At 49.4% G+C, this 20,965-nt stretch carries 26 protein-coding genes; 8 read left to right on the forward strand and 18 right to left on the reverse strand.

What is annotated here, in order from left to right; all coding sequences use genetic code 11:
• Nucleotide 1: 1 nt before the first annotated feature.
• Nucleotides 2-1,651 (reverse strand): DUF2075 domain-containing protein, encoded by a 1,650-nt coding sequence (locus tag EVJ24_RS12505; RefSeq protein WP_131441560.1) that lies wholly within the window; start codon nucleotides 1,649-1,651, stop codon nucleotides 2-4.
• Nucleotides 1,652-1,773: 122 nt separating this feature from the next.
• Here EVJ24_RS12505 and EVJ24_RS12510 point away from each other — a divergent pair, with 122 nt between their 5' ends.
• The 3 genes from EVJ24_RS12510 (at nucleotide 1,774) to EVJ24_RS12520 (ending at nucleotide 4,443) form a co-directional block, all read left to right on the forward strand.
• The gene (locus EVJ24_RS12510; protein ID WP_131441532.1) at nucleotides 1,774-2,760 is read left to right on the forward strand and encodes a LytTR family transcriptional regulator DNA-binding domain-containing protein; all 987 of its coding nucleotides are present in this window, start codon (nucleotides 1,774-1,776) and stop codon (nucleotides 2,758-2,760) included.
• Nucleotides 2,761-2,890: 130 nt separating this feature from the next.
• On the forward strand, nucleotides 2,891-3,739 hold the full coding sequence (locus EVJ24_RS12515) for an ABC transporter ATP-binding protein (RefSeq protein WP_071399005.1): 849 nt from the start codon (nucleotides 2,891-2,893) through the stop codon (nucleotides 3,737-3,739).
• Nucleotides 3,736-4,443 (forward strand): ABC transporter permease, encoded by a 708-nt coding sequence (locus tag EVJ24_RS12520; protein WP_071399006.1) that lies wholly within the window; start codon nucleotides 3,736-3,738, stop codon nucleotides 4,441-4,443. Before EVJ24_RS12515 ends, EVJ24_RS12520 begins: the two co-directional genes overlap by 4 nt.
• A 63-nt stretch (nucleotides 4,444-4,506) precedes the next feature.
• Here the strand turns inward: EVJ24_RS12520 and EVJ24_RS12525 are convergent, their stop codons facing one another.
• The 4 genes from EVJ24_RS12525 to groES form a co-directional block, all read right to left on the reverse strand.
• Entirely contained in the window at nucleotides 4,507-5,733 is a 1,227-nt protein-coding gene (locus EVJ24_RS12525) for an MFS transporter (RefSeq protein ID WP_131441533.1), read from the reverse strand.
• A gap of 74 nt (nucleotides 5,734-5,807) precedes the next feature.
• Nucleotides 5,808-6,131 (reverse strand): ArsR/SmtB family transcription factor, encoded by a 324-nt coding sequence (locus EVJ24_RS12530; RefSeq protein WP_021065363.1) that lies wholly within the window; start codon nucleotides 6,129-6,131, stop codon nucleotides 5,808-5,810.
• Between the two features lie 191 nt (nucleotides 6,132-6,322).
• Nucleotides 6,323-7,963, reverse strand: a complete 1,641-nt coding sequence (gene groL / locus EVJ24_RS12535; protein ID WP_131441534.1) for a chaperonin GroEL — start codon at nucleotides 7,961-7,963, stop codon at nucleotides 6,323-6,325.
• Nucleotides 7,964-8,006: 43 nt separating this feature from the next.
• A complete protein-coding gene (gene groES / locus EVJ24_RS12540) occupies nucleotides 8,007-8,291 on the reverse strand; it encodes a co-chaperone GroES (RefSeq protein ID WP_016510840.1) in 285 nt (94 codons plus the stop codon).
• 258 nt (nucleotides 8,292-8,549) lie between these two features.
• On the opposite strand from groES, the gene EVJ24_RS12545 reads away from it, so the two are divergent.
• Entirely contained in the window at nucleotides 8,550-9,200 is a 651-nt protein-coding gene (locus EVJ24_RS12545) for a CPBP family intramembrane glutamic endopeptidase (protein WP_071399011.1), read from the forward strand.
• Between the two features lie 16 nt (nucleotides 9,201-9,216).
• A complete protein-coding gene (locus EVJ24_RS12550) occupies nucleotides 9,217-9,426 on the forward strand; it encodes a YdiK family protein (protein WP_070329018.1) in 210 nt (69 codons plus the stop codon).
• 13 nt (nucleotides 9,427-9,439) lie between these two features.
• Here the strand turns inward: EVJ24_RS12550 and EVJ24_RS12555 are convergent, their stop codons facing one another.
• Both EVJ24_RS12555 and EVJ24_RS12560 read right to left on the reverse strand, forming a co-directional pair.
• The gene (locus EVJ24_RS12555) at nucleotides 9,440-9,841 is read right to left on the reverse strand and encodes a hypothetical protein (RefSeq protein WP_131441535.1); all 402 of its coding nucleotides are present in this window, start codon (nucleotides 9,839-9,841) and stop codon (nucleotides 9,440-9,442) included.
• Between the two features lie 176 nt (nucleotides 9,842-10,017).
• Complete coding sequence (locus EVJ24_RS12560) at nucleotides 10,018-10,395, reverse strand: hypothetical protein (protein ID WP_131441536.1); 378 nt, start codon at nucleotides 10,393-10,395, stop codon at nucleotides 10,018-10,020.
• A 121-nt stretch (nucleotides 10,396-10,516) separates the two neighbouring features.
• On the opposite strand from EVJ24_RS12560, the gene EVJ24_RS12565 reads away from it, so the two are divergent.
• Nucleotides 10,517-10,795 carry a membrane lipoprotein lipid attachment site-containing protein gene (locus tag EVJ24_RS12565; protein WP_131441537.1) on the forward strand — a complete coding sequence of 93 codons (279 nt, stop codon included), beginning with the start codon at nucleotides 10,517-10,519 and terminating at the stop codon, nucleotides 10,793-10,795.
• Between the two features lie 34 nt (nucleotides 10,796-10,829).
• Here EVJ24_RS12565 and bsh read toward each other — a convergent pair whose 3' ends face one another.
• The 3 genes from bsh to EVJ24_RS15465 all read right to left on the reverse strand — a co-directional run bounded on the left by bsh (nucleotide 10,830) and on the right by EVJ24_RS15465 (nucleotide 12,505).
• Nucleotides 10,830-11,804, reverse strand: a complete 975-nt coding sequence (bsh, locus tag EVJ24_RS12570; RefSeq protein ID WP_131441538.1) for a choloylglycine hydrolase — start codon at nucleotides 11,802-11,804, stop codon at nucleotides 10,830-10,832.
• 132 nt (nucleotides 11,805-11,936) lie between these two features.
• Nucleotides 11,937-12,332, reverse strand: a complete 396-nt coding sequence (locus tag EVJ24_RS12575) for a hypothetical protein (protein WP_131441539.1) — start codon at nucleotides 12,330-12,332, stop codon at nucleotides 11,937-11,939.
• A 14-nt stretch (nucleotides 12,333-12,346) separates the two neighbouring features.
• Nucleotides 12,347-12,505, reverse strand: coding sequence for a hypothetical protein (locus EVJ24_RS15465; protein ID WP_173647387.1), 159 nt, complete (start codon nucleotides 12,503-12,505; stop codon nucleotides 12,347-12,349).
• Nucleotides 12,506-12,622: 117 nt separating this feature from the next.
• Between EVJ24_RS15465 and EVJ24_RS12580 the strand changes: the two genes are divergently transcribed.
• Nucleotides 12,623-12,982 (forward strand): TM2 domain-containing protein, encoded by a 360-nt coding sequence (locus tag EVJ24_RS12580; protein ID WP_071399017.1) that lies wholly within the window; start codon nucleotides 12,623-12,625, stop codon nucleotides 12,980-12,982.
• A 39-nt stretch (nucleotides 12,983-13,021) separates the two neighbouring features.
• Here the strand turns inward: EVJ24_RS12580 and EVJ24_RS12585 are convergent, their stop codons facing one another.
• Nucleotides 13,022-13,627, reverse strand: a complete 606-nt coding sequence (locus tag EVJ24_RS12585) for an NADPH-dependent F420 reductase (RefSeq protein WP_330857587.1) — start codon at nucleotides 13,625-13,627, stop codon at nucleotides 13,022-13,024.
• Nucleotides 13,621-14,094: a hypothetical protein gene (locus EVJ24_RS12590; protein ID WP_071399019.1), complete on the reverse strand. Its 474-nt coding sequence runs from the start codon at nucleotides 14,092-14,094 to the stop codon at nucleotides 13,621-13,623. Before EVJ24_RS12590 ends, EVJ24_RS12585 begins: the two co-directional genes overlap by 7 nt.
• Before the next feature lie 138 nt (nucleotides 14,095-14,232).
• Between EVJ24_RS12590 and EVJ24_RS12595 the strand changes: the two genes are divergently transcribed.
• Complete coding sequence (locus EVJ24_RS12595; protein ID WP_071399020.1) at nucleotides 14,233-14,415, forward strand: PspC domain-containing protein; 183 nt, start codon at nucleotides 14,233-14,235, stop codon at nucleotides 14,413-14,415.
• Between the two features lie 38 nt (nucleotides 14,416-14,453).
• On the opposite strand, the gene EVJ24_RS12600 is transcribed toward EVJ24_RS12595, so the two are convergent.
• The 6 genes from EVJ24_RS12600 to EVJ24_RS12625 all read right to left on the reverse strand — a co-directional run bounded on the left by EVJ24_RS12600 (nucleotide 14,454) and on the right by EVJ24_RS12625 (nucleotide 20,840).
• A complete protein-coding gene (locus EVJ24_RS12600; protein ID WP_131441540.1) occupies nucleotides 14,454-15,800 on the reverse strand; it encodes an FAD-dependent oxidoreductase in 1,347 nt (448 codons plus the stop codon).
• 192 nt (nucleotides 15,801-15,992) lie between these two features.
• Complete coding sequence (locus EVJ24_RS12605) at nucleotides 15,993-16,286, reverse strand: hypothetical protein (protein ID WP_131441541.1); 294 nt, start codon at nucleotides 16,284-16,286, stop codon at nucleotides 15,993-15,995.
• A 104-nt stretch (nucleotides 16,287-16,390) separates the two neighbouring features.
• Entirely contained in the window at nucleotides 16,391-19,030 is a 2,640-nt protein-coding gene (locus tag EVJ24_RS12610; protein ID WP_131441542.1) for a hypothetical protein, read from the reverse strand.
• A gap of 143 nt (nucleotides 19,031-19,173) precedes the next feature.
• The gene (tatC, locus tag EVJ24_RS12615; RefSeq protein WP_071399024.1) at nucleotides 19,174-19,962 is read right to left on the reverse strand and encodes a twin-arginine translocase subunit TatC; all 789 of its coding nucleotides are present in this window, start codon (nucleotides 19,960-19,962) and stop codon (nucleotides 19,174-19,176) included.
• 3 nt (nucleotides 19,963-19,965) lie between these two features.
• On the reverse strand, nucleotides 19,966-20,184 hold the full coding sequence (locus tag EVJ24_RS12620; protein ID WP_286203278.1) for a twin-arginine translocase TatA/TatE family subunit: 219 nt from the start codon (nucleotides 20,182-20,184) through the stop codon (nucleotides 19,966-19,968).
• Nucleotides 20,184-20,840 carry a redox-sensing transcriptional repressor Rex gene (locus EVJ24_RS12625; protein ID WP_070328993.1) on the reverse strand — a complete coding sequence of 219 codons (657 nt, stop codon included), beginning with the start codon at nucleotides 20,838-20,840 and terminating at the stop codon, nucleotides 20,184-20,186. Before EVJ24_RS12625 ends, EVJ24_RS12620 begins: the two co-directional genes overlap by 1 nt.
• Nucleotides 20,841-20,965: the final 125 nt, after the last annotated feature.

Raw genomic sequence — 20,965 nt, forward strand, 5'->3', positions numbered from 1 at the left:
TTCATCTTTGAATACGCTTCTTTTGAATATGTAACAATTTGTCTCTCAATGCTTGATTACTCGCATATAAATAGAGTCCTTGAACGCCTCGTTTCATCAAGATATTGATTGAGTTCAACACGATTTGTTCTTTCGCCAATTCGACGTTCTCGACTCCGTCAATCCCGGCGTATGCCCCCGTATCTTTATAAAGATTCGTGTCGATCACCAGGCAATCCTTCGTCTCATCGTATGTTACCGACGGACCTAAGACGACCCCGACATAGTTCAAATCAAAACCTTGGATTGTATAGATTGATCCAGCTTCGGCAATCGTCTCCGACTTCTCGGCCCACGTCGTTTTTCCGCCCGTCGTGTTCCAAGGCAATTTATATTCCCCATTCGACTCATAGACATAATAGGTCTCGCCGTCCTTCTTATGAAGATAATCAAACGTCGACACGACCCGGCTGAGTCCATGCTGCTTATCTCTTTGCACGATCAACTGATGCATCTGTTCTAACGTGTCAAACACGCGTAACTCATAATCGTTTGACTCCGGGAATGCCTGGATGCGCTTGTCTTTGAAGGCGTTAATCCAATCGATGACTTCTTCACTCGCTTGCATCCGGAATTGATTCGTCAGCTGATATGTCTCCGCATACTTTGCTTTCTGTTTGAATGCAGCTAGTAAACCTTGATTCCACTTACTTTTCAACTTCAGCACTTGATGTTGGTCAAAGATGACAATGACAATCTTCGCACGTTTCATCAACTCCTCGAGGTGATTCTCTGCCCGAAAGTTGTTGTACGCATCTGATTTCGTCAACAGGAGGTGCGCCTCGTCGACCAAGATAATATCCACTTTTTTATCTTGTAGCTTGTTGAGGAGCGGTGTCGGTTTGACGAAATTGACAGCCTTCAAGTGTTTGACTTGTTTGGCGATCCCTTTATACGTCTTCAGCATCTCCTCATGATTGACAACCAGATAGTTCTCCGTCTGATACAGCTTCGAACCCGCCTCATTCGTCCGTGCCTGAATGGTATTGAAGATGGAACTGAGTACTACACTTTTGCCGACGCCTGCCTCTCCTTCAATAACGTACAAGTCTCCATACATATCTTCAGGCTTCGACTCCGTAATCCGCCCCTCACAAAATTCGAGCACGCGCTCTTTTAAGTCCATCTGCTCAACAGATAGTTCTTTGAACGGAGACAATTTGAAGATGTCTTTGTTCTCGATGGCGTGCAAGTCGTTTTCGACGAGCCCATTCTTATGTAGCTCTCCCCATAACTCAGGAAACAACTCATTGTCATAGAACGATTTATTGTAATAGTTGTGCGTGAAGTCGCTCGCCGTCTTGCTTTTGTTTTGTAACGTGTACTTCTCGTCCCCTAAAAAGTAGTTGATCAGCTTCGTCTCGAGATGGAACGTCGCCGATCGATTGAACGTCTCGTGCTTCACGAGATTGATTTGGTCCACATTCTTCCGGTCAGCTTGTTTCAGCTTCAGATGCTGTTTCATGCGTTTTTGAAAATGCACCGTTTCCCCGATGTACGCTTCTTTTTGTCCGTTCAAGATATAAATGACCGGATAGTTCAAATAGTCAGCCGTCCGGTCAATCGCGTCTAGACTATTTTTTTCAAATGCTAACGGAACGACTTCGATCATAGTCACTGGCCCACCCTCATCTAATTTCAAATTATCTCCAGTTTAGCATAGTCTTATTCCAATTCGTTACTCAAGTCTTCTTTGAATCAATGGTATAATCCCACTAAAAAGGGAGGGATTCGGTGCTTACTTTCGACAACGTCTCTGTTCGCAAACAAGACACGCTCATCCTTGAAAATATCTCGTTTACCATCAATCCGGGTGAAATTGCAGCCATCCACTGTGGCGTCACTTCCCGGGAAATATTGTTCGCGCTATTGACCGATACGCACGCGAACTACTCCGGGACCATCGATACAGAACATCTTACGCTTTCGCTCTTTTCCATCCGTGACGGGTTATACGACCGGTTGACGGTCGAGGAATATTTGCGTTTCACGCACACGCTCTACGAATCGACGGAAGCGGTCGACTCGATTCTGCAAACCGTCCAACTCACCCCATACCGGAACAAACGATTGAACCGGCTCAGCCTGTCACTCGTCCGACGCGTGCAATACGCGGCACTGCTGCTACATAATCGGGACATCTACGTCCTCGAAGAACCGGATCAGAACGTCGACCAAGAGACACGGCACTTATTCGCGACCGTCTTGATGCACCTGAAGCAACAACAAAAAACCATCCTGCTTCTGACAAGCAATATGGAGAGTGCCCTGTTCGTCACATCGACCATCTATCGCATCGACCATCGACACTTGCGCCTACTCGATGTCGAACCGGATGAACCGGATGCGAACGAAGATGTCACGCCTAACATCATGCACGTCCGTTTCGAAAAGATTCCGACGAAAGTGAACGAGAAGATCGTCTTGCTTGATCCACCCGAAATCGACTACATCGAAAGCCAGGACGGACAATCCGTATTGCACAGTCAGTCCGAACCGTTCCCGAGCGTCTTCACGATGAACGAGCTTGAGACGCGGTTGACCCCGTACGGCTTCTTCCGCTGCCACCGGTCATATATCGTCAACCTTCAACGGGTGCGTGAAGTCATCACGTATACGAAAAACAGTTTCAGCCTCGTGCTCGATGATGCAGCGAAGACGACCATCCCGCTCTCGAAGACGAAAATGGCCGAATTGAAGACGATGATCGGACTGAAATAGTCTCCATTCATCGGAATCTATACTCCGTTCGTCCTTAAAGAAGCGCTGTTCACGGCCATTTTAATGCATGTCCCTCTAAATCAGCATACGATGAAAGCAGCAACAAACATGCTGACGAGGAGGAACAACTATGCAGGACATCATCACAGTAAGCCAACTAAAAAAGTTATTCGGTAATGAAGAGGCGCTACAGGACGTGACGTTTTCCGTTAAAAAAGGAGAGGTGTTCGGCTTTCTCGGACCGAGTGGATCCGGGAAGACGACGACCATTAAAATCTTAACGTCACAACTCATCCAGACGTCAGGTGACGCGACCGTGTTCGGTGTCCCGGTCTCCGAGTTAAAACAAGAACAGTATCGGAAGCGGATCGGCGTATTGACCGATAACAGTGGCCTCTACACACGTCTCTCGATTGAAGAGAATCTGCAACTCTATTGCGACCTATACGACGAGCCACGAACACGAATCGATGAAGTGCTCCAGATGGTGAACTTGGCTGGAGAACGCAAAAAACGCATCTCCGACTTATCGCGCGGGATGCTGCAACGGGTGACTCTCGCTCGGGCGCTACTACATGAACCGGAGCTGTTATTTTTAGACGAGCCGACGTCCGCGCTCGATCCGGTCAACTCTCGTCATATTTATAAAGGAATCGAACGGTTGAAGGCAAAAGGGACGACCATCTTCTTGACGACGCACGACATGAACGAGGCAGAAGAACTGTGCGACCGCGTCGCCTTCTTACATCAAGGAGAAATCCAATTGCTCGACGCCCCGAAACAATTGCGCCGGAAATATGCGAACGGCTCGATGCGCGTCGAACTGCATGACGGGGAAACGGTTGACTTGAAACAAGGAAAAGACGGGGCTGATTGGCTCCATGAACAGATGCGCGACCAAAACATCGCGGCCATCCATTCGAACGAGCCGACGCTCGGGGATATCTTTATCGAAGTGACGGGGAGGAAATTATCATGACATTTTCAATGAAACGGGCACTCGCCATTTTCCAGAAAGACTATAAAGACTTGTCGCGGAACTTATTCGTGTCCTCGACGTTGATCATGCCGCTGTTCTTCGCCGTCTTCTATTCACAGCTCGGCGGAGAAGGCATCGACGTGACGTACTTCGTCATCAACATCACGTTCAGCCTCGTCGCGACGTTCGTCCAGTGTGCGTTGATTGCCGAAGAGAAAGAGAAAAACACGCTCCGCGGGTTGATGTTGTCACCGGCGAGCACGTTCGACATCTTGCTCGGGAAGAGCGCGTTGACGTTCATCACGACACTCATCCTCGTCGCCATCAGTGCATGGATCATGGGGTATAAGCCGGCGAACCTGTTCATCATCTCGCTCGCATTAATTGTATCGACCTTATTCTATATCGGGATTGGCACGATACTCGGCTTGATGACAAAGACAGTCATGGAGGCCTCGCTCATCGTCATGCCAGCGTTTTTCTTCTTCTCGTTTTCACCGATGTTGTCGGTGTACGAAGACCGGTTCGCGATCATCGGCCTTCTCGACTACTTACCGAACGTCGTCTTAATCGATCTTGCGTTTCAGATTGAGTCTGGAGCTGGACTTGGCGCGATTTGGGTAGAACTTGCGCTACTAGCCGCCTGGGCGCTCGTCGTATTTGTCGGAAGTATTGTCATGTATAACCGGAAACAGACAGACTAAAAACAACCGCGAAGAAGTGACGTCACTTCTTCGCGGTTGTTTTTTCCATTGAGAACATTTAAATCATGATGCGTTTGACGTTTTCGTGCTTATCAGCGCATCTTTCCGGTCAAGTCGATAACTAGCAAATGCTAACCCAGAGGCAATCAATGCACATAATCCGCCCACCCAAGAAAGATGAATTAGATTACCACTTGCTACTACGTAACCGCCAATCGTCGCACCTAATGCGATTCCGACATTAACGGCTACTGGTGTAAGCGAAGAAGCAAAATCTTTCGCTGCTGGTGCATAAATTGTCGCTAAGTTCATTAAATACAATTGAACGGTCGCATTCATGGCATAAATCATGATTGCCATCAACATGAGACTCATCAGTCCAGCCACAGTTGAATTCATCGTAAAGTAAAGTGAACCCAAGATGATTGCTTGAACAATAAATACATAACGTAACTTACTGATTCCGTTACGACTCGCAATCTTTCCTGCCAAAATATTACTCAAAATCGAGAACGCTCCATATGCTAGTAAAATCATACTCACGTAACTTGTCGGAATATCTAGACCTTGTTCTAAAATCGGTGTGATGTACGTGTAAATGGTATATGTCCCTGCAATCGAGAATGTCGGTATAAAGAAAGCCAATAACATTCGTGGATTCGTCAACAACACGAGTTGATTTTTCAAGGACCCTTTCTCTACTTTCATTTTTTTTGGAAGAATCAAAATTGCCATAATCAAACTGATTATACCCAACAACGTCGTGAACCAAAATGTAAGTTGCCAGTTTCCAAGTTGACCGATCAATGTGCCAATTGGGACACCGATCACATTTGAAATTGTAAAGCCCGCAAAAATTAAGGCGATGATTGATCCTTTCTTATTTTTCGGCATAATGTCACCGGCTATGCTCATCGATAAGGCAACGAGAACACCACTTACTACTGCCGTAAGGATGCGAGACAAGATTAATAGTTCATACGTAGCGGATAACGCACTGATGATGTTTCCAATGATAAAAATAGAAATCAACGTCAACATTAACGGATATTTTGGGAAACGACTAACAAACGCCGTCAACACCGGTGTCCCGATTGCATAGGCAATCGCAAAACCGGATACAAGAGTTCCTGCTGTCGCTAAGCTAATATTTAAATCCAAAGATACTTCCGTCAACAAACCAACAATTACAAATTCACTCGTCCCCATGACAAACGTCAATAACGTCAGCGTGAACGCCAATACTTTTTGTTTCGTATTTAGTCCTTCTTGATTCAAAGTTCGATCCATTGGTGTCACCTCTATTTTTATATAGGTATATCTAGAAATGTCGATATAAGCGGTCAAAAAAAGACATCAGGCTCTCAAATTTCTTCTTCAATAAACTTTGAGATTTTCGCCAATGTCTCTTCATTTCGTCTGTAATATGTCCATTGTCCATAGCGAACAGCTTCTAACAATCCCGCTTTTTGCATAAGAGACAAGTAATGAGAAACGGTCGATTGAGATAAGTTCACCTTTTCTTGAATATCCCCAACACAAACGCCACCTTTGATGCTAACCTCCTTTGGTAAATGGGCTTGCTGAGCAGGGAAGTTTTTCTCAGGTTCTCGTAACCATTTCAAAATATTAAGACGAGTTTCGTTTGATAACGCCTTAAAAATATCTAAAACATTTAAGTTATCCATGTCTTTATCCTATATCGATTTAATTCGATATGTCTAGTAAACCGATTGTTAATAAAAAAAACCTCCAGTAAGTTCATAGAACTTACTGGAGGTTTTCTCAAAAGCTATACTGGATTGTTTACACAACCAACTTAGCCATTTGTGTTTCAATAATTCACGAACTCTCTAATTTAGAGGTTCAGGCGTATGACTTACATCATTCCGCCCATTCCACCCATACCGCCCATGTCAGGCATGCCACCACCAGCGCCTGCTGGTTCTGGCTTGTCTGCGATGACCGCTTCTGTAGTGAGGAACATGGCTGAGACTGATGCCGCGTTTTGAAGCGCTGAGCGCGTCACTTTCGCCGGGTCGACGATACCGTATGCGATCATGTCGACGTACTCGCCAGTCGCGGCGTTGTAGCCGATGCCGACCGACTCGTTCTTGAGCTTCTCGACGATGACCGAACCTTCTTCACCTGCGTTTTCCGCGATTTGACGGACCGGTGACTCAAGCGCACGGAGGACGAGTTTGACACCTGTCGCTTCATCCGCTGTCACTTCAGAAAGAAGTGCGCGAACCGCTGGGATGACGTTGATGTAGGCTGTACCGCCACCTGCGACGATCCCTTCTTCGACCGCTGCGCGTGTCGCATTGAGCGCGTCTTCGATGCGAAGCTTGCGCTCTTTAAGTTCTGTTTCTGTCGCTGCGCCAACTTTGACGACGGCTACGCCGCCTGCGAGTTTCGCGAGACGCTCTTGAAGCTTCTCACGGTCGAAGTCAGACGATGTCTCTTCGATTTGGTTACGGATCGTTTGAACGCGCGATTTGATCGTTGCTTCATCGCCAGCACCTTCAACGATCGTTGTCGTGTCTTTCGTGACGACGACTTTCGATGCGCGTCCGAGCTGTTGGAGTGACGCCGACTTGAGCTCGAGACCGAGGTCTTCTGTGATGACTTGGCCGCCTGTGAGCGTCGCGAGGTCTTCGAGCATCGCTTTACGACGGTCGCCGAATCCTGGTGCCTTGACTGCGACCGCGTTGAACGTACCACGGAGCTTGTTCAAGACGAGTGTCGCGAGCGCATCGCCTTCGATGTCTTCAGCGACGATCAAAATCGGTTTCCCTTGTTGCACGACTTGCTCGAGCACCGGGATGATCTCTTGGATGTTCGAGATCTTCTTATCAGTGATCAAGATGAACGGGTTGTCGAGCACCGCTTCCATCTTGTCTGAGTCTGAGATCATGTATGGTGATAAGTATCCGCGGTCGAACTGCATACCTTCAACAACATCGAGTTCAGTCGTGAAGCCGCGTGATTCTTCGATTGTGATGACGCCGTCGTTGCCGACACGTTCCATCGCTTCTGCGATCAACTCGCCGACTTCTTCGTCAGCTGCTGAAATGGCCGCGACTTGCGCGATTGCTTCTTTTGACTCGATTGGTTTCGAGATGGCTTTTAGTTCTTCGAGCGCACGGCGGACCGCTTTGTCGATCCCTTTACGAAGGATCATCGGGTTCGCGCCCGCTGTCACGTTCTTGAGACCTTCACGGATCATCGCTTGAGCGAGGACTGTCGCTGTCGTCGTACCGTCCCCTGCGACTTCGTTCGTCTTCGACGCGACTTCGGCGACGAGCTTCGCGCCCATGTTTTCGAAGTGGTCTTCAAGTTCGATTTCTTTCGCGATCGTCACACCGTCATTCGTGATGAGTGGTGAGCCGAACTTCTTTTCGAGGACGACGTTACGTCCTTTCGGTCCGATCGTTACTTTTACCGCGTCAGCGAGTGCGTCGACGCCTCGAAGCATCGCGTGACGTGCGTCTTCTGAGAATTTGATTTCTTTTGCCATTGTTCATTTCCCCCTAAAAAAGATTTTTGAAAAATGGTGAGTCTTAGCCTACGATTGCTAGAATGTCGCTCTCACGAACGATTAAGTATTCTTTTCCATCATGCTTCACTTCGGTACCCGCGTATTTCGAGTAGATGACCAAATCATTTTCTTTGACGTCGAGAGCGATCCGCTCGCCTTGGTCTGTCACGCGGCCTGTGCCGACTGCGAGGACCTTCCCTTGTTGCGGCTTTTCTTTCGCCGTGTCAGGAAGCACGATGCCTCCGATCGTCTTTTCTTCTTTCTCCACGACTTCGATGATAACGCGATCTCCTAGTGGTTTTAACATTGAAAAAACCTCCTCCGAATATGAATGATGTATCGTTGTATCGTAAGTTTTAGCACTCGTCAAAATGGAGTGCTAACACTGTTTAGTTTAGTATGAGACGATGAAAAATGCAAGCGGGAACATCGAAAAACGCTTCCACTCGCGGTCAAGAGACCTTATTTGTTACAATGATTGAAAGGAACGCTTAACTCTAGTGAATAAGGAAGTGTTGAATTGGCCACATTAAACTCAAACCAATCGATAAATACCCGGTTTTCGATGGCGCCTAACATTCGAATCCGGCACATCATCCCGATTCTACTCTACGCGTTCGTGCAGTTCTTCCCGCTGCTCATTAGTGGAGTCCGTCCCGAGTGGATCACCCCGACGTCGACCGGCCTTTGGTTCGCAATCGGCTTCAGTTTAACGATCGTCATCTCGTTCTTCTTGCTTTGGCCGGACTTGAAGCTGTATAAGCAACAAGGCATCCAGTCGAACTTAAACGACACGGTCAAATGGATCGGGCTCGGGATTTTGATGCAGTACGGGCTCGTCATCGTCGCCAATCTGATTGAGACCGCGATATCAGGTGATCTCGTAGGGTCACAAAACACCGAGCAAATCGCTGATATCGTCCGTCTCGTCCCAGTCATGACGCTCTCAGTCGTCTTGCTCGGACCGATCATGGAAGAGATTTTGTTCCGCCACATCCTGTTCGGGAACTTGAGCGCCCGGTTCGGGTTTTGGATCGCGTTTGCGGTCAGTTCACTCTTGTTCGCACTCATCCACGGCGACAACAAGATCCTTGTCTATGTGGCGATGAGCTTCGCCTTCACGGTCGCTTACGCCAAGACGCGTCGCTTGATCGTCCCGATCGCGATTCACGCGTTCAACAATGCGCTCGTCATGGTCGTACTATTTTTAATGTAGAAATGAGGTGGCACATATGCCGCGACACTTAAAAGTCATGTTTTTGTTCAGTCTCTCATTCGGGATTCTGTTTACGGTCCTCGCCTACTACTCGGTGCAGGAGTATGGCTTCAGCTTCTGGACGTACTTCATCATCGCCGTAGCCGCTTACGACTTCTTCAAGGTGTATCAAATCTTGACGCTCGCTCGGAAAGAGAAAAAAGACGGGTCAGACAAATCTGCATAATGAAAGCCCGGGCTTAGGAGCTCGGGCTTTTCTTCATGTAAACAATATTTGTCGTATCAATCATTTCATCGAGTATGGCGCGTCGAAGCAAAAGACCCCGTCGTACCATCACCAATCCAACGATGACGTACAGCGTATCAAGTAACGGAACGGTCATCTCATCAAAGAACCAGACGACGACAAAAAATACGAAAATCGTCACGAACGAGAGCGACGACACCAACTTCGAATCGACCGTCCGTTGTAGCGATATGATTGTCTCGGCGTCGAGCCGTTCGAGTTGCTCATGATAATACGTGTGCACGACAACACCGAACGCTGCCCACGTGATCATGATGAGCTCACCATTCCACCACCCCAATACAAATACGATTGGGTTAAAGAGCAGAAACGCAAACAATAATTTTTTCCTCATTAAGTCCCTCCTCACGATACAGACGTCCTTCCGTTCTTCATTATAAAGTGAAATGAAATAAAGGCCTTCGTTCAACTCACGCTCGATTTGCCAATGGAGCAACTACGCGTCGAATGTCCGCGTCAGCCTATTGTCGTATCCGTTCTGTCATCTCGTCTTTGTAACAGCCAGATGCCTTACCTCTCATCCTGTTCCTGTTCAACCGCTTGCTCATACATATGTATCTCATTCATCAAGAACAGTCCTTTTGTCGCAAACAAATACGTCAACGCGGTCAGTGCGAACTGTTGTGTCGATTGCGTCACGCGCGTCGCACCAAACCCGATTAAGAAGATCACAATGAACACGATGATCGCGACAAGCCATGTCTTCTCACTAGAGCGCCAAAACAAGCGTTCTCTGATCGAGGTCGGATACTGTCCGGCTTTTCGTCGGTGCCACCGATAAAACAGCACACTCGCGATGAGAAACAATAGATGCGAAGACACACCGAAGATGGTTCCCCCGACCACCAATCCGATTCCGGCGCCAATGGCCATCTTACGTCCGTCCATTTCGCTCACCTCCTCTCTCCCCTCTATACGAAGAAGTCATCTAGAAGTTTCATTCGCTTTTGAAAAAGACGTCAATCTGCGTTATATTTGATAGGTTAACTATCAAATAAGGAGAGATACGATGAAGAAAGTACTTCTCGCGATAATCGCTTCCCTGTTTCTCGCCGCCTGTTCAAACGCAGACGACCTGTCGACATACGAAGAGTATGGCGTGCTCGAAGAGACGATTGATGTCGCACAATATGAACCGAAAGTCGAGACAGACAACGACGGCAACCGCGTCATTCTGTTCTATGAAGATGAGCGTGTGGCGTATAAAAGCATTTATGTGAAAGACGAGCGTCATTTGAAAGTCATCAGTACGGACGCTGAAGCCCCGCTCTATAACGACACACTCTAAGAAACAGCCCGCTTCTCAGGAAGCAGGCTGTTTCTTAATTCGCGTAATGAATCTGTTGCCCGGTGACGAGCGGATAAGCAATCAGCCGCGTCCCGTCTAAATCTTCATTGAACAGCGACACGGCCGTGATCTGGCTGTTCTCATACGTTTGATAATAATAGATGCCTCGGTCCATATTGCAGCAAGACGAATAGATCGTATATTCGAACGTCCCGTCCGCTGCCTCATTCAGCCCCCGTGTCTGCATCACCGTGTCCAGTAGCTTGAAGAACTGACTGACACTCTCCGACTCAGTCTGCCCGGAGACCGAATTGAATCTGGCGAACGTCGCTCGTACGAATCGCGACGTCGACGATAAGTCACCGGGTAAGCCATGACCGCCTAAGCCGAGGCAATACGCTTCGAGCTCGAGTGCTTTCGCAAACGTGTTGTCCGGTAGCTTCGTCGACACATGACGGTAGTCGTTCAAATTGAACAATTGATAGTCAAACGACGGATTGTTCGTCAACACGCCGACTGGGTTGTCGTACACACGCAACCCGTTTTTGAGCGGCTCCACGACGATCGACTGCTGTTGGTCGGCAATCATCCAATGGAGCGGATGCAGCCGCAGTTCATTGCTGAAATCGATGTTGACTAAGTTGATCGTCTCAAGTCGTTGCTTCGCCTCGCCCACCGTGGCACACTGTCCGAGTATCCACGGAATGAACTCGAACGGAGTCACGTTATCTAAACCGCTCGCCTCCGGTTTGAAGTCGGCGTTCCCCGGAAAATTAAGCCCGGCCATACTGAGACCTGTTTCATTCGTCGCTTCATAATAAAGCGGATAGTCATCGACGACCGTCGCCATCCCGATCATCGCGTAATGATGAGGGACGTCGCCCACGCGTCTATATGTGAAGGGATAGTTCCTAGGCGTGATCGTCACTTGTTCGTGATAGGAGACGTTCAGGTCAAGATTGCGGCCGAAATAGTGATCTTTCGTTGAATACGTGATGGCTGTACACATAACAGGACTCCTTCCGTTCAAAAACAGACAACGACACTCTTTGGTCTATTCACGTTATCCGGGGACTTCAACCACAGTTCCTGACGACAAAAGACCGGTCAAGCTGTCGCTTCACCGGTCTCGCTCGCTATGTTATACGTGACGTTCGACAGAAGGTTCCAGGTCTTGAAAAAACCAGAGACCAAAGCCCTTTAATCCGAAGACGAGCGCCAGTCCGTAATGCATGAGCGCGCGCAACGAATAGTCGATTGTCTCGACCCGAAACGAGATGAAGAACCCGATCATCAACGCGACAATCACGACGCGAAGCGTGAACGTACTTGCTTGTTCCCCGATAGCTTTCCCCGTCGCGTCACCCTGTGAATACGCCACGTCATGGCGCCAATAATAAAAAACTATCGCGAACGACATCAAAGTACTTTGAGGCACGTCCCCGAGCAGGAGTTCCACTACGACCATCCCGAGCATAACGCCCGTCCCTAGTTTCAGTACGTCTTGGTTCGAAAACTTCTCCCGAACACGAAGCATTACCGAACGCTTCTTCATAATACGATAAACCCGACCGTCAATAGTCCATACATGAAGCCAAGGACAATCACGCTAATGGCAATCGATTTATACTGCGGATACTTATGTAACACGACCGCTCCGGCAATCACGTGAATAAACGCGACGATGAACGTCAAAATGGCAAAGCCCATTGGCTAATTCCTCTCTCCCCAAAAAAAAAATAGAAAATCATGGGAATTCATCCGTTTCCCGTTACAATAAAGTCTGAATTCATTATATCAATTTTTGGAAAGAAGGCACACCACACCATGAATTATTCACGTACCGATTTAACGACCGAGGAAATGCTCCTCGTCAACAGCGAAGTCGAGAAAAAGAAACGCAATCTCGTCGTCGCGTATTTGCTTTGGCTCTTCCTCGGAGGTTTCGGCGCACACCGTTTCTACTTTAAAAAGACGAGTAGTGCCCTCGCGATGCTCGCTCTAACGGTTGGTTCAATCGTCCTTACGATTGTGTTGATCGGTTTTGTCGGGCTGTTCGCAGCAGGAATTTGGGCGCTCGTCGATGCGTTCCTCATGCCTGGTTGGCAACAACGCGAAGTCGAAACGATCGAGCGGGAGACGATTGAGTCGTTGAAAACTCGTAACGAGCAACAAGCAGCCTTTTAACGAAATCAGACGGCCACGCAATCGCGTGACCGTCTTTTTTCAGAAGTTATTCTCTTTTAAATAAAATGCGAAATTGCGATGTTTCCGCTCTTTCGTCGCGTAATGAATCCATAACCATGCGAGCGATTCAAGTTCACGGGCGAGCTTCAAGTGGTGGAGCGTATGCGCGTCGAAGCCAATCTTCGAGGCCAAGCCTTGGACGGCCCGAACCGCCTCCTGCTCGTCCCCGGCGATGAACATCATCGACATGTTAGGGTTCTCCAAGTTCTCGACGCCGGTCTGGTTGAACGCCTTGACGATACGGACGTGCGGAGCCAAGTCCTGCAAATGTTCGGCCCCGGACTTCCCTTCCGGCCGTTCAATCGCGTCAAACTCTTTGGCGATCGGGTTCGTCACATCGATAACGATCTTATCGTCCAAATCCCGGAGCGACTGAATCAAATCGATCGCCGCCGCGAACGGAGTCGTCAGTAACAGAACGTCACTGTTTGACGCCACTTCTTGGAGCGACATCGTCCCTTCCCGTTCGGTCCGAGTCCCGTATAACACGTCATAGCCGACGTCCTCGAACTTGCGGCCGAGCGTCCGCCCGACCTTACCTGCGCCTAATATCCCAATCTTCATGTATCGAGTCCCCCTTATAATTCTTCGTCCGTCCGGGTGATCGTGCCACCGAGCTCGCTTGCGAGCCCGTCGAGCACTGACTCGTCAAACTCTTCCCCGATTCCCATCACGCCCGTCTGACCGGGTTCGATGTTACCGACGGTCCGTTTGAACGTCTCTTGAATGCTTTGGACGTGCTTCAAGTCTTTCGTCCCACCGATCAGTCCACCGGTGAGCGTCCCGAACAGAATCCCGAACGGTCCCCCGAGGATACCAACTGCCATCCCGATCAACGCGCCTTTCGTCGACTTCGTCACCGGTTTCAACTGCACCGCGTCTTCAAATGAAAATGCCCCGTTGTCTTCACGCTTGATGATGACGAGTTGTTCAAACCCGACGAGCCCGTCAGCGTGATACTTTTTCAACTTGCTGAACGCCTGATACGAAATCGACTCTTCTGGAAACGTGAACGTGACGATATGGTACGGCTGTTTTTCCTTCTTACTCATGTTGGTTCCTCCTTTTACAAATACAGGGACACATCAGCTTTCCTTTAGTTATTCCCCGGGTTTAGGATTGAAAAAACATCACAGCAACAGGGAAAATATGCTAAATTTAAATTATAAAACTCGAAAGGGTGAACACGCATGAATAGGCGACTCAGAAAATCCGCGACCGACCGTTCACTCGCCGGTGTCTGCGGCGGCATCGCCGAGTACTTCGGCATGTCCTCGCTCGGCGTCCGGTTACTCTTTCTTATTATGCCCGGAAACATCCTCGTCTACATCATCCTCGCCAACTCGATGCAGGACGCGCCACGTTACCTATAAAAAAAGATTCGAAAGCCGCCGCTTTCGAATCTTTTGCGTTATGCGTTGACTTTGTCTTTCATCGCCGCGAGCGCCCCACTGTTGATGAAGTGCCACGGCTTGTTGTAGTGCGGTTGGAAGAAGAAGTCGACGTAAGCGAGCTCTTCGACCGTCATCTCGTTTTGGATCGCGAGCGACAACGTGTTGACCGCTTGCGTCATATCCGCTTTCGAGAGCACTTGTCCCCCGACGACACGGTGTGTGCCGACTTCATAGACAAGTTTGAACTGGACCGGCTCCGCCGTCGGCATGAACTCAGGGCGGTACGCGTCCTCGATCACTACGCTCTCGACGTCGAGGCCGAACAATCCGGCCGCTTCTTCCGTGAGGCCTGACGAGGCGATGTTCCAGTCATAGAGACGAAGACCCGACGTTCCTTGTGTACCTTGGTAACGGACACGTGGTGTGACGAGGTTCTCGGCGACGAGCGTACCCATGCGGACAGCGTTCGTCGCGAGCGGGATGTAGGCGTGTGTGCGCGCCGGGTTGTAGTAGACGGCACAGCTGTCACCAGCTGCGAAGACGTCCGGGTTGCTCGTGCGCATATATTCGTCAACGATGATGGCGCCGTTGCCGAGCATGTCGACTTGTCCTGCAAGCAGTCCCGTGTTCGGGCGGAAACCGACACATAGAATGACGAGGTCGGCTTCGAACTCACCTTTGTCGGTCACGACGTGCGTGACGTTTCCGTCTGTGCCGCGGAACGCTTCGACCGTTTGGCCAAGCTCAAGGTCGATACCGCGTGACGTCATGTCGGCTTCAAGTTGGTCCGTGAACGACTTGTCGAGGTACTTGTTCAAGATGCGGTCGGCACTGTCGATGAACGTGACGTGCTTGCCGTACACTTCGAACGCCTCGACGAGCTCGACGCCGATATAGCCGGCACCGATGACGGCGATATTTGTCGCACCCTTCGCCCGCTCAATGATGCGCTGAGCGTGGCCGTAGTTTTTGCAAAGTTCGATCCCAGTCATCTCGATTCCAGGCAGCGTCGGGACGATCGGCCAAGATCCTGTCGTCACGATCAAACGGTCGAACGTGTCATACACGTCTTCCCCTGTCTCGAGGTTTTTCGCATGCACCGTCTTCGCTTCCGTATCGATGTTCAACACGTCATGCTTCATGCGCATCGTCGCGCCGAGTTCTTCGAGCTCGGTCGGTGATGAGTAAAACAATTCTTCAGCGCGTTTGACGACGCCACCGACGTGGAGGGCGATCCCACACGAGAGGAAGCTGACGTTGTCGTTCCGCTCATACACGGTGATGTCGAGATTGTCGTGCTTGGCGAGTAAGCCTTTGACTGCTGCTGTTCCTGCGTGTGTACATCCGATGACTGCGATTTTCATATGGTAGTCTCTCCTTTGAGTTGTAGGCAAGTTAGTGTTTGTGACAAATATCACATTCGCTTTCTGAACTTAGTGTACTATTTCACAAGAAGGTTTGACAATCCTTTTGCTCAGTTTTTCACGTAATTATGTCTAAAGTTTGAACGCTGGTTGTGACGACAAAAAACCGCTCCGCGACCGGAACGGTTTTGATCATGAATTGGACGTGCGTCTCGCTTTCACCCAGTGGTAGATGACGACACCGATATAGGTGACGAGACCCATCACATACAAGGCAAAGCCGTACAAGATCCAGCCCAGGGCGTCCCATCCGCGGACGAAGACGAGTCCGATGATACACGACACGTATCCCACGACGAGCAGCGTCAACGAGAAGACAAGTCTCCGCTTGAATGGCGACTTCCAAAAGTTCAGCACAGCAATCAACAAAATTGTCGTCAACACACCGATGATGATGAGCTCATCCCCGTAGTACTCCCAAGTCATCGCTTCTCCCCCTGACGTGTGTTTGATTGGTTTAATCGTATCACTTTCTTGTTACATTCCCCATCTCAGAAAAAAGCCATCCGCTTCAGCGAATGGCTCCTCTATTACCGTACATAAATTGTTTTCGTCACACTCCGGCCTTGCGGCGTCACGAGACGGAGCGTCAATTTCGTCCCTTTCTTTTGTGAGGCGAAACTGAGCGTCGTCGACGTAGCCGTCACCGTCTTCTTGGTGAGGACGGTCGAGCCACGCGTGAGCGTCAATGTGCCGTATGCGACATTCGACGTCGCCTTGAGCGTTTTCGACGCACTCGATGGAATCGTCGTCACGAATGTCGGCGTCGGACCAACAGTCACTTTCAACGTCTGCACATGGCGGAACAGTCCTCCTTGACTCGTCAAGGACAGCGTCCCGTTAATCGGCTGACGGGTGAAGCGGAGCGTCACTCGTCCGGTACTGCTTGCCTTGGCCGTAGCAAGTACTTTCGAACCGTTCTTCAACGTGACGGTACTGTTCGGAATCACGTATCCGACCCAAAGCGACTTCTCATCGTTGATTGAGAGCGTCGACAACGATGTCTTCGGCAAGTTGACCGAGACGTCACGCGACTTCGATCCGACCGCCGCTCGGACACGAATCACATCCCCAGGTTTGGCCGGGATCGTGTAACGCGTCGTCGACAGACGTTTCGCCGTGACGAGCTTATCATTCACGTAAAATCGAACTGTCGCCGTGCTCGTCTTCTTGATTGAGAGTGTCGCTTGTGTCTTCGTCATCAACGTATCCGTCACACTGAGCGTCGGAGTGAACGCACGGACCGTCTTCGTGAGTTCGTACGTCGCATCGCCGCTCGAGCGTGTGACGAGGATGACATCCCCTTCTTTCAGTGGGGTGTCAAACGTGTACGGCATCGCACGTGTTGTCGCCACATGCATCCCATTTCGATAAATGCGATAGGCCTGATCGGTATTCGATGTAACGTTGATGGATTTGTCATAAATCAACGGTGTCCGAGTCCAAGTAAAGACAGGCGGTTCCACTCTTGTCTCCACGGTTGTGAGTCGGAACGCTGAAGCGGGTGCCTCTTTTAATTTGAAGTAGACTTTTGTTCCGATGTCTACAGGCATCGTATTGAACTCTTTAATCGAAATGAGTCCGTCCTCATCTGCCTGCTCATTCGAAATTTCGTAGTATTTCCCACTGCGAATCAACACATCCACCGAGGCGTTCGGCGTCGTTTTTAACGTGACACCTGAAGTGACGGTTTTCGTCAGAACCGAGATGCCGTTAGGTGACGTCTCCTCACTCTCCTTGACCGTCTGAAGTTCGATTGGTTCGGCGTACACGCCAGACTTACTACCGATTTTCACGGTCACGCGAGACCCCGGTGTGAACCAACGCGCCGGTTGCCACGTATAGCGCCCTGATTCATCTGATTGGACCGTCGTCGATTGATAGTTCAACAATGAATCCGATGAATTCGATTGATACAAGTTTTTCGTCACGCTGACAAACACCGGCGTGTTCGGTGCCGTCTTCCCGCTGATTGGGCCTAAGACACCGGTTGGCGGGTCGAGCGTGAGCGGCACATATTTCGATGCCCATAAGTCTAACCGTCGCTCAAAATCGTTCCACTTAAAAATCATGTCATACGATTCATTCGTCTGTAGCGTCAGTTTCCCTTGCTCCCAAACGAATGGATCGTCTTGATAGGCTAAACGTGCAGTCAGCTCAGTCCATGGAATCGGTAAGGCTGTTCCATCGACGAGTGTCGCCGTTCCGCTGACCTCATAGGGACGACCTACCTCATAGCGAGTCGTCGTTTTCGGAACATTAATATTCAATTGCCATGGCGCTTTCCATAAAGACTCCGGTGTGTAGACCTCCGTCTTCTTCATGCCAAAAACGTACCAAGGACCGTGTTGTCGAATGTCAGCGTCATCAATTGGTGCCTCTTTCCACTCATTCGTGCTGACGTTATAACTGACATAGAATGTCGTATACATTTCTCGCGTCATAAAGTAGTAGGTGCCGTCTTTCCACGTAAGATTACTTACGTCTGGCGCATCTTTCTCAATCCATCGTTTCGTCGCCAAATCGAAAATAAACATGTGCTCCGAGTCATCGCTTTTGATTACGAACCATTGATTCGCTTCTTTGATGTGACGGGCCCACTTCACCTGTCCTGAATAGGAACTGATTGTCTCAAGCACTTCTCCTGTAACCGTCCGCTTCGTCACTTGACCGCCGGCGAACGCGAGGACGTTCCCATCGTCGAGCAAACTGTATACCTGACCACTGCCTTTCGTGAGTGATCCGCGAATATCACCTGACATCGATGTGATGATATACTTTTCGTCATCAGCCCATAACATCATTCCTGTTGTTACATTCGTTGAGACGAGTCGATTCTCACTTCCTGCTTCGATTGGGAATGTCGTCGCTACATTCGTACGTATATCCCACATCACCCACTCCGGCCACCCTTTTAACATAAATCGGCCGTCCCCGATCGCATAAATATTATAAGCAGCAGACACTCGAATCGGTAATGTATAGACTTCACCGGTCTTCACATGTACGAGCGTCTCAGGATCTCCCGAGCGCCACACATATTCACTATTTCCTACCACTTCTCCCGCCGGAATAATTTCAGGCTTGGCATAACTATCTGCCCGAACATCTAATCCGGGCGCCGCCACCATGACGAGCACAACGAGTATGCTCCATAACCATTTGTTCATCGTTCTCCTCATTTCTGTTTATGAATACATAACTTTCAAAAATAATCCATTTTTGATTTAACATTACTAATTTTAAGTTGTTTTTTCAAAATTGAATAGCCCTAAATTTTAAAAAAAGAACACTCCGTCTCATGACGTAGTGTTCATTTCTCATTCATTTGTTTCATCAAATCCATCTGTTCTTTCACTTGCGCTTCTTTCTCACGTCGGAGCACACCGCGATACGTCACGCGCGAGATCGATAAGCTGATCTCATATAGGAAGAAGAGCGGCAGCGACACCATGAGGTGCGACGTCAAATCCGGCGGCGTGATGAATGCCGCGATGACGAACAAGGCGAAGTAAGCGTACTTCCGAATTTTCGAGAGGAAGTACGGTGTCACGACACCGATGCGTGTCAAGAACATCGTCACGACCGGAAGTTGGAACAACAGCCCGAACGGGATCGTCAGCTGCAACAGGAACGTGAAATAGTTCGTCGCTCCGATGATCTGTGTCAGACCGAGGTCTTGCCCGAGGTCCGTCGAGATATCGAGGACGAGCGGGAACAACCAATAGTAGGCGAATGCGAGACCGATGAGGAACAAGATAAAGATGACCGGGATATAGGCGAGCGTCCATTTTCGTTCATTCGGATGCAGACCAGGTGCGACGAACGCCCACAGTTGATACAGTAGAAATGGACCCGATGCGACGAGCCCGATGACGAGCGCCAAGTTCAAGTAGATCATGAGCGGGTCCGCGACCCCAAAGGCGTTCAGCTCGAGCCCTCGTTCGACGAGGTCCGCCTGCAGATAGGCGAGCACGTACTTGACACTCGGCAAAGCGATCAGAAAGAAGGCAAAGACGACAAATGCCGACAGCATCAGTCGTCTCCGCAGCTCTGTCAAGTGATCGGACAGTGCCCGTTCTTGATCAGGTTGATGGCTCATGGCTTACTGCTCTTTCTTCTCAATTTCTTTCTTGTCGGTCTCGTCGTGCTCTTTCATCATACCGTTCGTGGCATTTTTGAACTCACGGAGCGTCTGCCCTGCTGCCCGGCCGAACTCTGGCAATTTCTTCGGCCCGAAGAGGATGAGCGCGATGATGGCGATGACGAAAATACTGACGCCACCTGGCATACCGACGACGAGTGATGATTGTAGAAATTCCATTATTGATGGACCCCCTCAGCGGATGGATAGTGTTGCATAAAGTAAATGAGCGACTGGAGTTCGATCGACAAGTCGATATGATGGACGCGGACCGTGTCCGGTACAGTCAATCGTGCCGGCGTGAAGTTCAAGATTCCTCGAACGCCATAGCGGACCAAATCATCGGCGACCGGTTGCGCGTAAGCGGACGGGACCGTGAGGATGGCGACATCGATCTTGTTTTGCTTCATGATCTGTTCCATCTCATCGACGTGATGAATCGGGACACCTGACATCGTCGTGCCGACTTTTGTCTCGTCTGCGTCGAACCCGACGACGATATGTGTGTTATTGTTTTTAAGGAAGTTATAGTTGACGAACGCTGTCCCGAGATGACCGACCCCGACCAAGGCGACGTTCGTGATCTCGTCTTGATTCAGCGTCTTACGGAAAAATTCTAACAGATACTGTACGTTATAGCCATATCCCTTTTTACCGAGCGCACCGAAGTATGAGAAGTCACGGCGAATCGTTGCCGAATCGACCTTGACCGCCTCGCTCAGTTCAGCAGAAGAGACACGCTGTTTCCCTGACGAATGTAGGCTTTGGATAAACCGATAGTATAGTGGCAACCGTTTGGCTGTCGCTTGCGGAATCTTTGGTTCGTTTTGACTCAACGGAAAGAGCCTCCTTTTTACGACGCGTTTCAAACGAATCTGATTTCATACACCTTGATTGTAAACGAATTCACATAAGCACTCAATGAATATACCTGAAAAGGGGAAGAAATAAAGTATACTAA

Source organism: Exiguobacterium sp. SH1S21 (assembly GCF_004337175.1).
GTDB lineage: Bacteria > Bacillota > Bacilli > Exiguobacteriales > Exiguobacteriaceae > Exiguobacterium > Exiguobacterium aurantiacum_A.

Coding starts and splice junctions, on each gene's coding strand:
- EVJ24_RS12505 (WP_131441560.1), bottom strand. CDS start 1,651: ATGATCGAAGTCGTTCCGTTAGCATTTGAAAAAAATAGTCTAGACGCG.
- EVJ24_RS12515 (WP_071399005.1), top strand. CDS start 2,891: ATGCAGGACATCATCACAGTAAGCCAACTAAAAAAGTTATTCGGTAAT.
- EVJ24_RS12520 (WP_071399006.1), top strand. CDS start 3,736: ATGACATTTTCAATGAAACGGGCACTCGCCATTTTCCAGAAAGACTAT.
- EVJ24_RS12525 (WP_131441533.1), bottom strand. CDS start 5,733: ATGGATCGAACTTTGAATCAAGAAGGACTAAATACGAAACAAAAAGTA.
- EVJ24_RS12530 (WP_021065363.1), bottom strand. CDS start 6,131: ATGGATAACTTAAATGTTTTAGATATTTTTAAGGCGTTATCAAACGAA.
- groL (WP_131441534.1), bottom strand. CDS start 7,963: ATGGCAAAAGAAATCAAATTCTCAGAAGACGCACGTCACGCGATGCTT.
- groES (WP_016510840.1), bottom strand. CDS start 8,291: ATGTTAAAACCACTAGGAGATCGCGTTATCATCGAAGTCGTGGAGAAA.
- EVJ24_RS12545 (WP_071399011.1), top strand. CDS start 8,550: ATGGCGCCTAACATTCGAATCCGGCACATCATCCCGATTCTACTCTAC.
- EVJ24_RS12550 (WP_070329018.1), top strand. CDS start 9,217: ATGCCGCGACACTTAAAAGTCATGTTTTTGTTCAGTCTCTCATTCGGG.
- EVJ24_RS12555 (WP_131441535.1), bottom strand. CDS start 9,841: ATGAGGAAAAAATTATTGTTTGCGTTTCTGCTCTTTAACCCAATCGTA.
- EVJ24_RS12560 (WP_131441536.1), bottom strand. CDS start 10,395: ATGGACGGACGTAAGATGGCCATTGGCGCCGGAATCGGATTGGTGGTC.
- EVJ24_RS12565 (WP_131441537.1), top strand. CDS start 10,517: ATGAAGAAAGTACTTCTCGCGATAATCGCTTCCCTGTTTCTCGCCGCC.
- bsh (WP_131441538.1), bottom strand. CDS start 11,804: ATGTGTACAGCCATCACGTATTCAACGAAAGATCACTATTTCGGCCGC.
- EVJ24_RS12575 (WP_131441539.1), bottom strand. CDS start 12,332: ATGCTTCGTGTTCGGGAGAAGTTTTCGAACCAAGACGTACTGAAACTA.
- EVJ24_RS15465 (WP_173647387.1), bottom strand. CDS start 12,505: ATGGGCTTTGCCATTTTGACGTTCATCGTCGCGTTTATTCACGTGATT.
- EVJ24_RS12580 (WP_071399017.1), top strand. CDS start 12,623: ATGAATTATTCACGTACCGATTTAACGACCGAGGAAATGCTCCTCGTC.
- EVJ24_RS12590 (WP_071399019.1), bottom strand. CDS start 14,094: ATGAGTAAGAAGGAAAAACAGCCGTACCATATCGTCACGTTCACGTTT.
- EVJ24_RS12595 (WP_071399020.1), top strand. CDS start 14,233: ATGAATAGGCGACTCAGAAAATCCGCGACCGACCGTTCACTCGCCGGT.
- EVJ24_RS12600 (WP_131441540.1), bottom strand. CDS start 15,800: ATGAAAATCGCAGTCATCGGATGTACACACGCAGGAACAGCAGCAGTC.
- EVJ24_RS12605 (WP_131441541.1), bottom strand. CDS start 16,286: ATGACTTGGGAGTACTACGGGGATGAGCTCATCATCATCGGTGTGTTG.
- EVJ24_RS12610 (WP_131441542.1), bottom strand. CDS start 19,030: ATGAACAAATGGTTATGGAGCATACTCGTTGTGCTCGTCATGGTGGCG.
- tatC (WP_071399024.1), bottom strand. CDS start 19,962: ATGAGCCATCAACCTGATCAAGAACGGGCACTGTCCGATCACTTGACA.
- EVJ24_RS12620 (WP_286203278.1), bottom strand. CDS start 20,184: ATGGAATTTCTACAATCATCACTCGTCGTCGGTATGCCAGGTGGCGTC.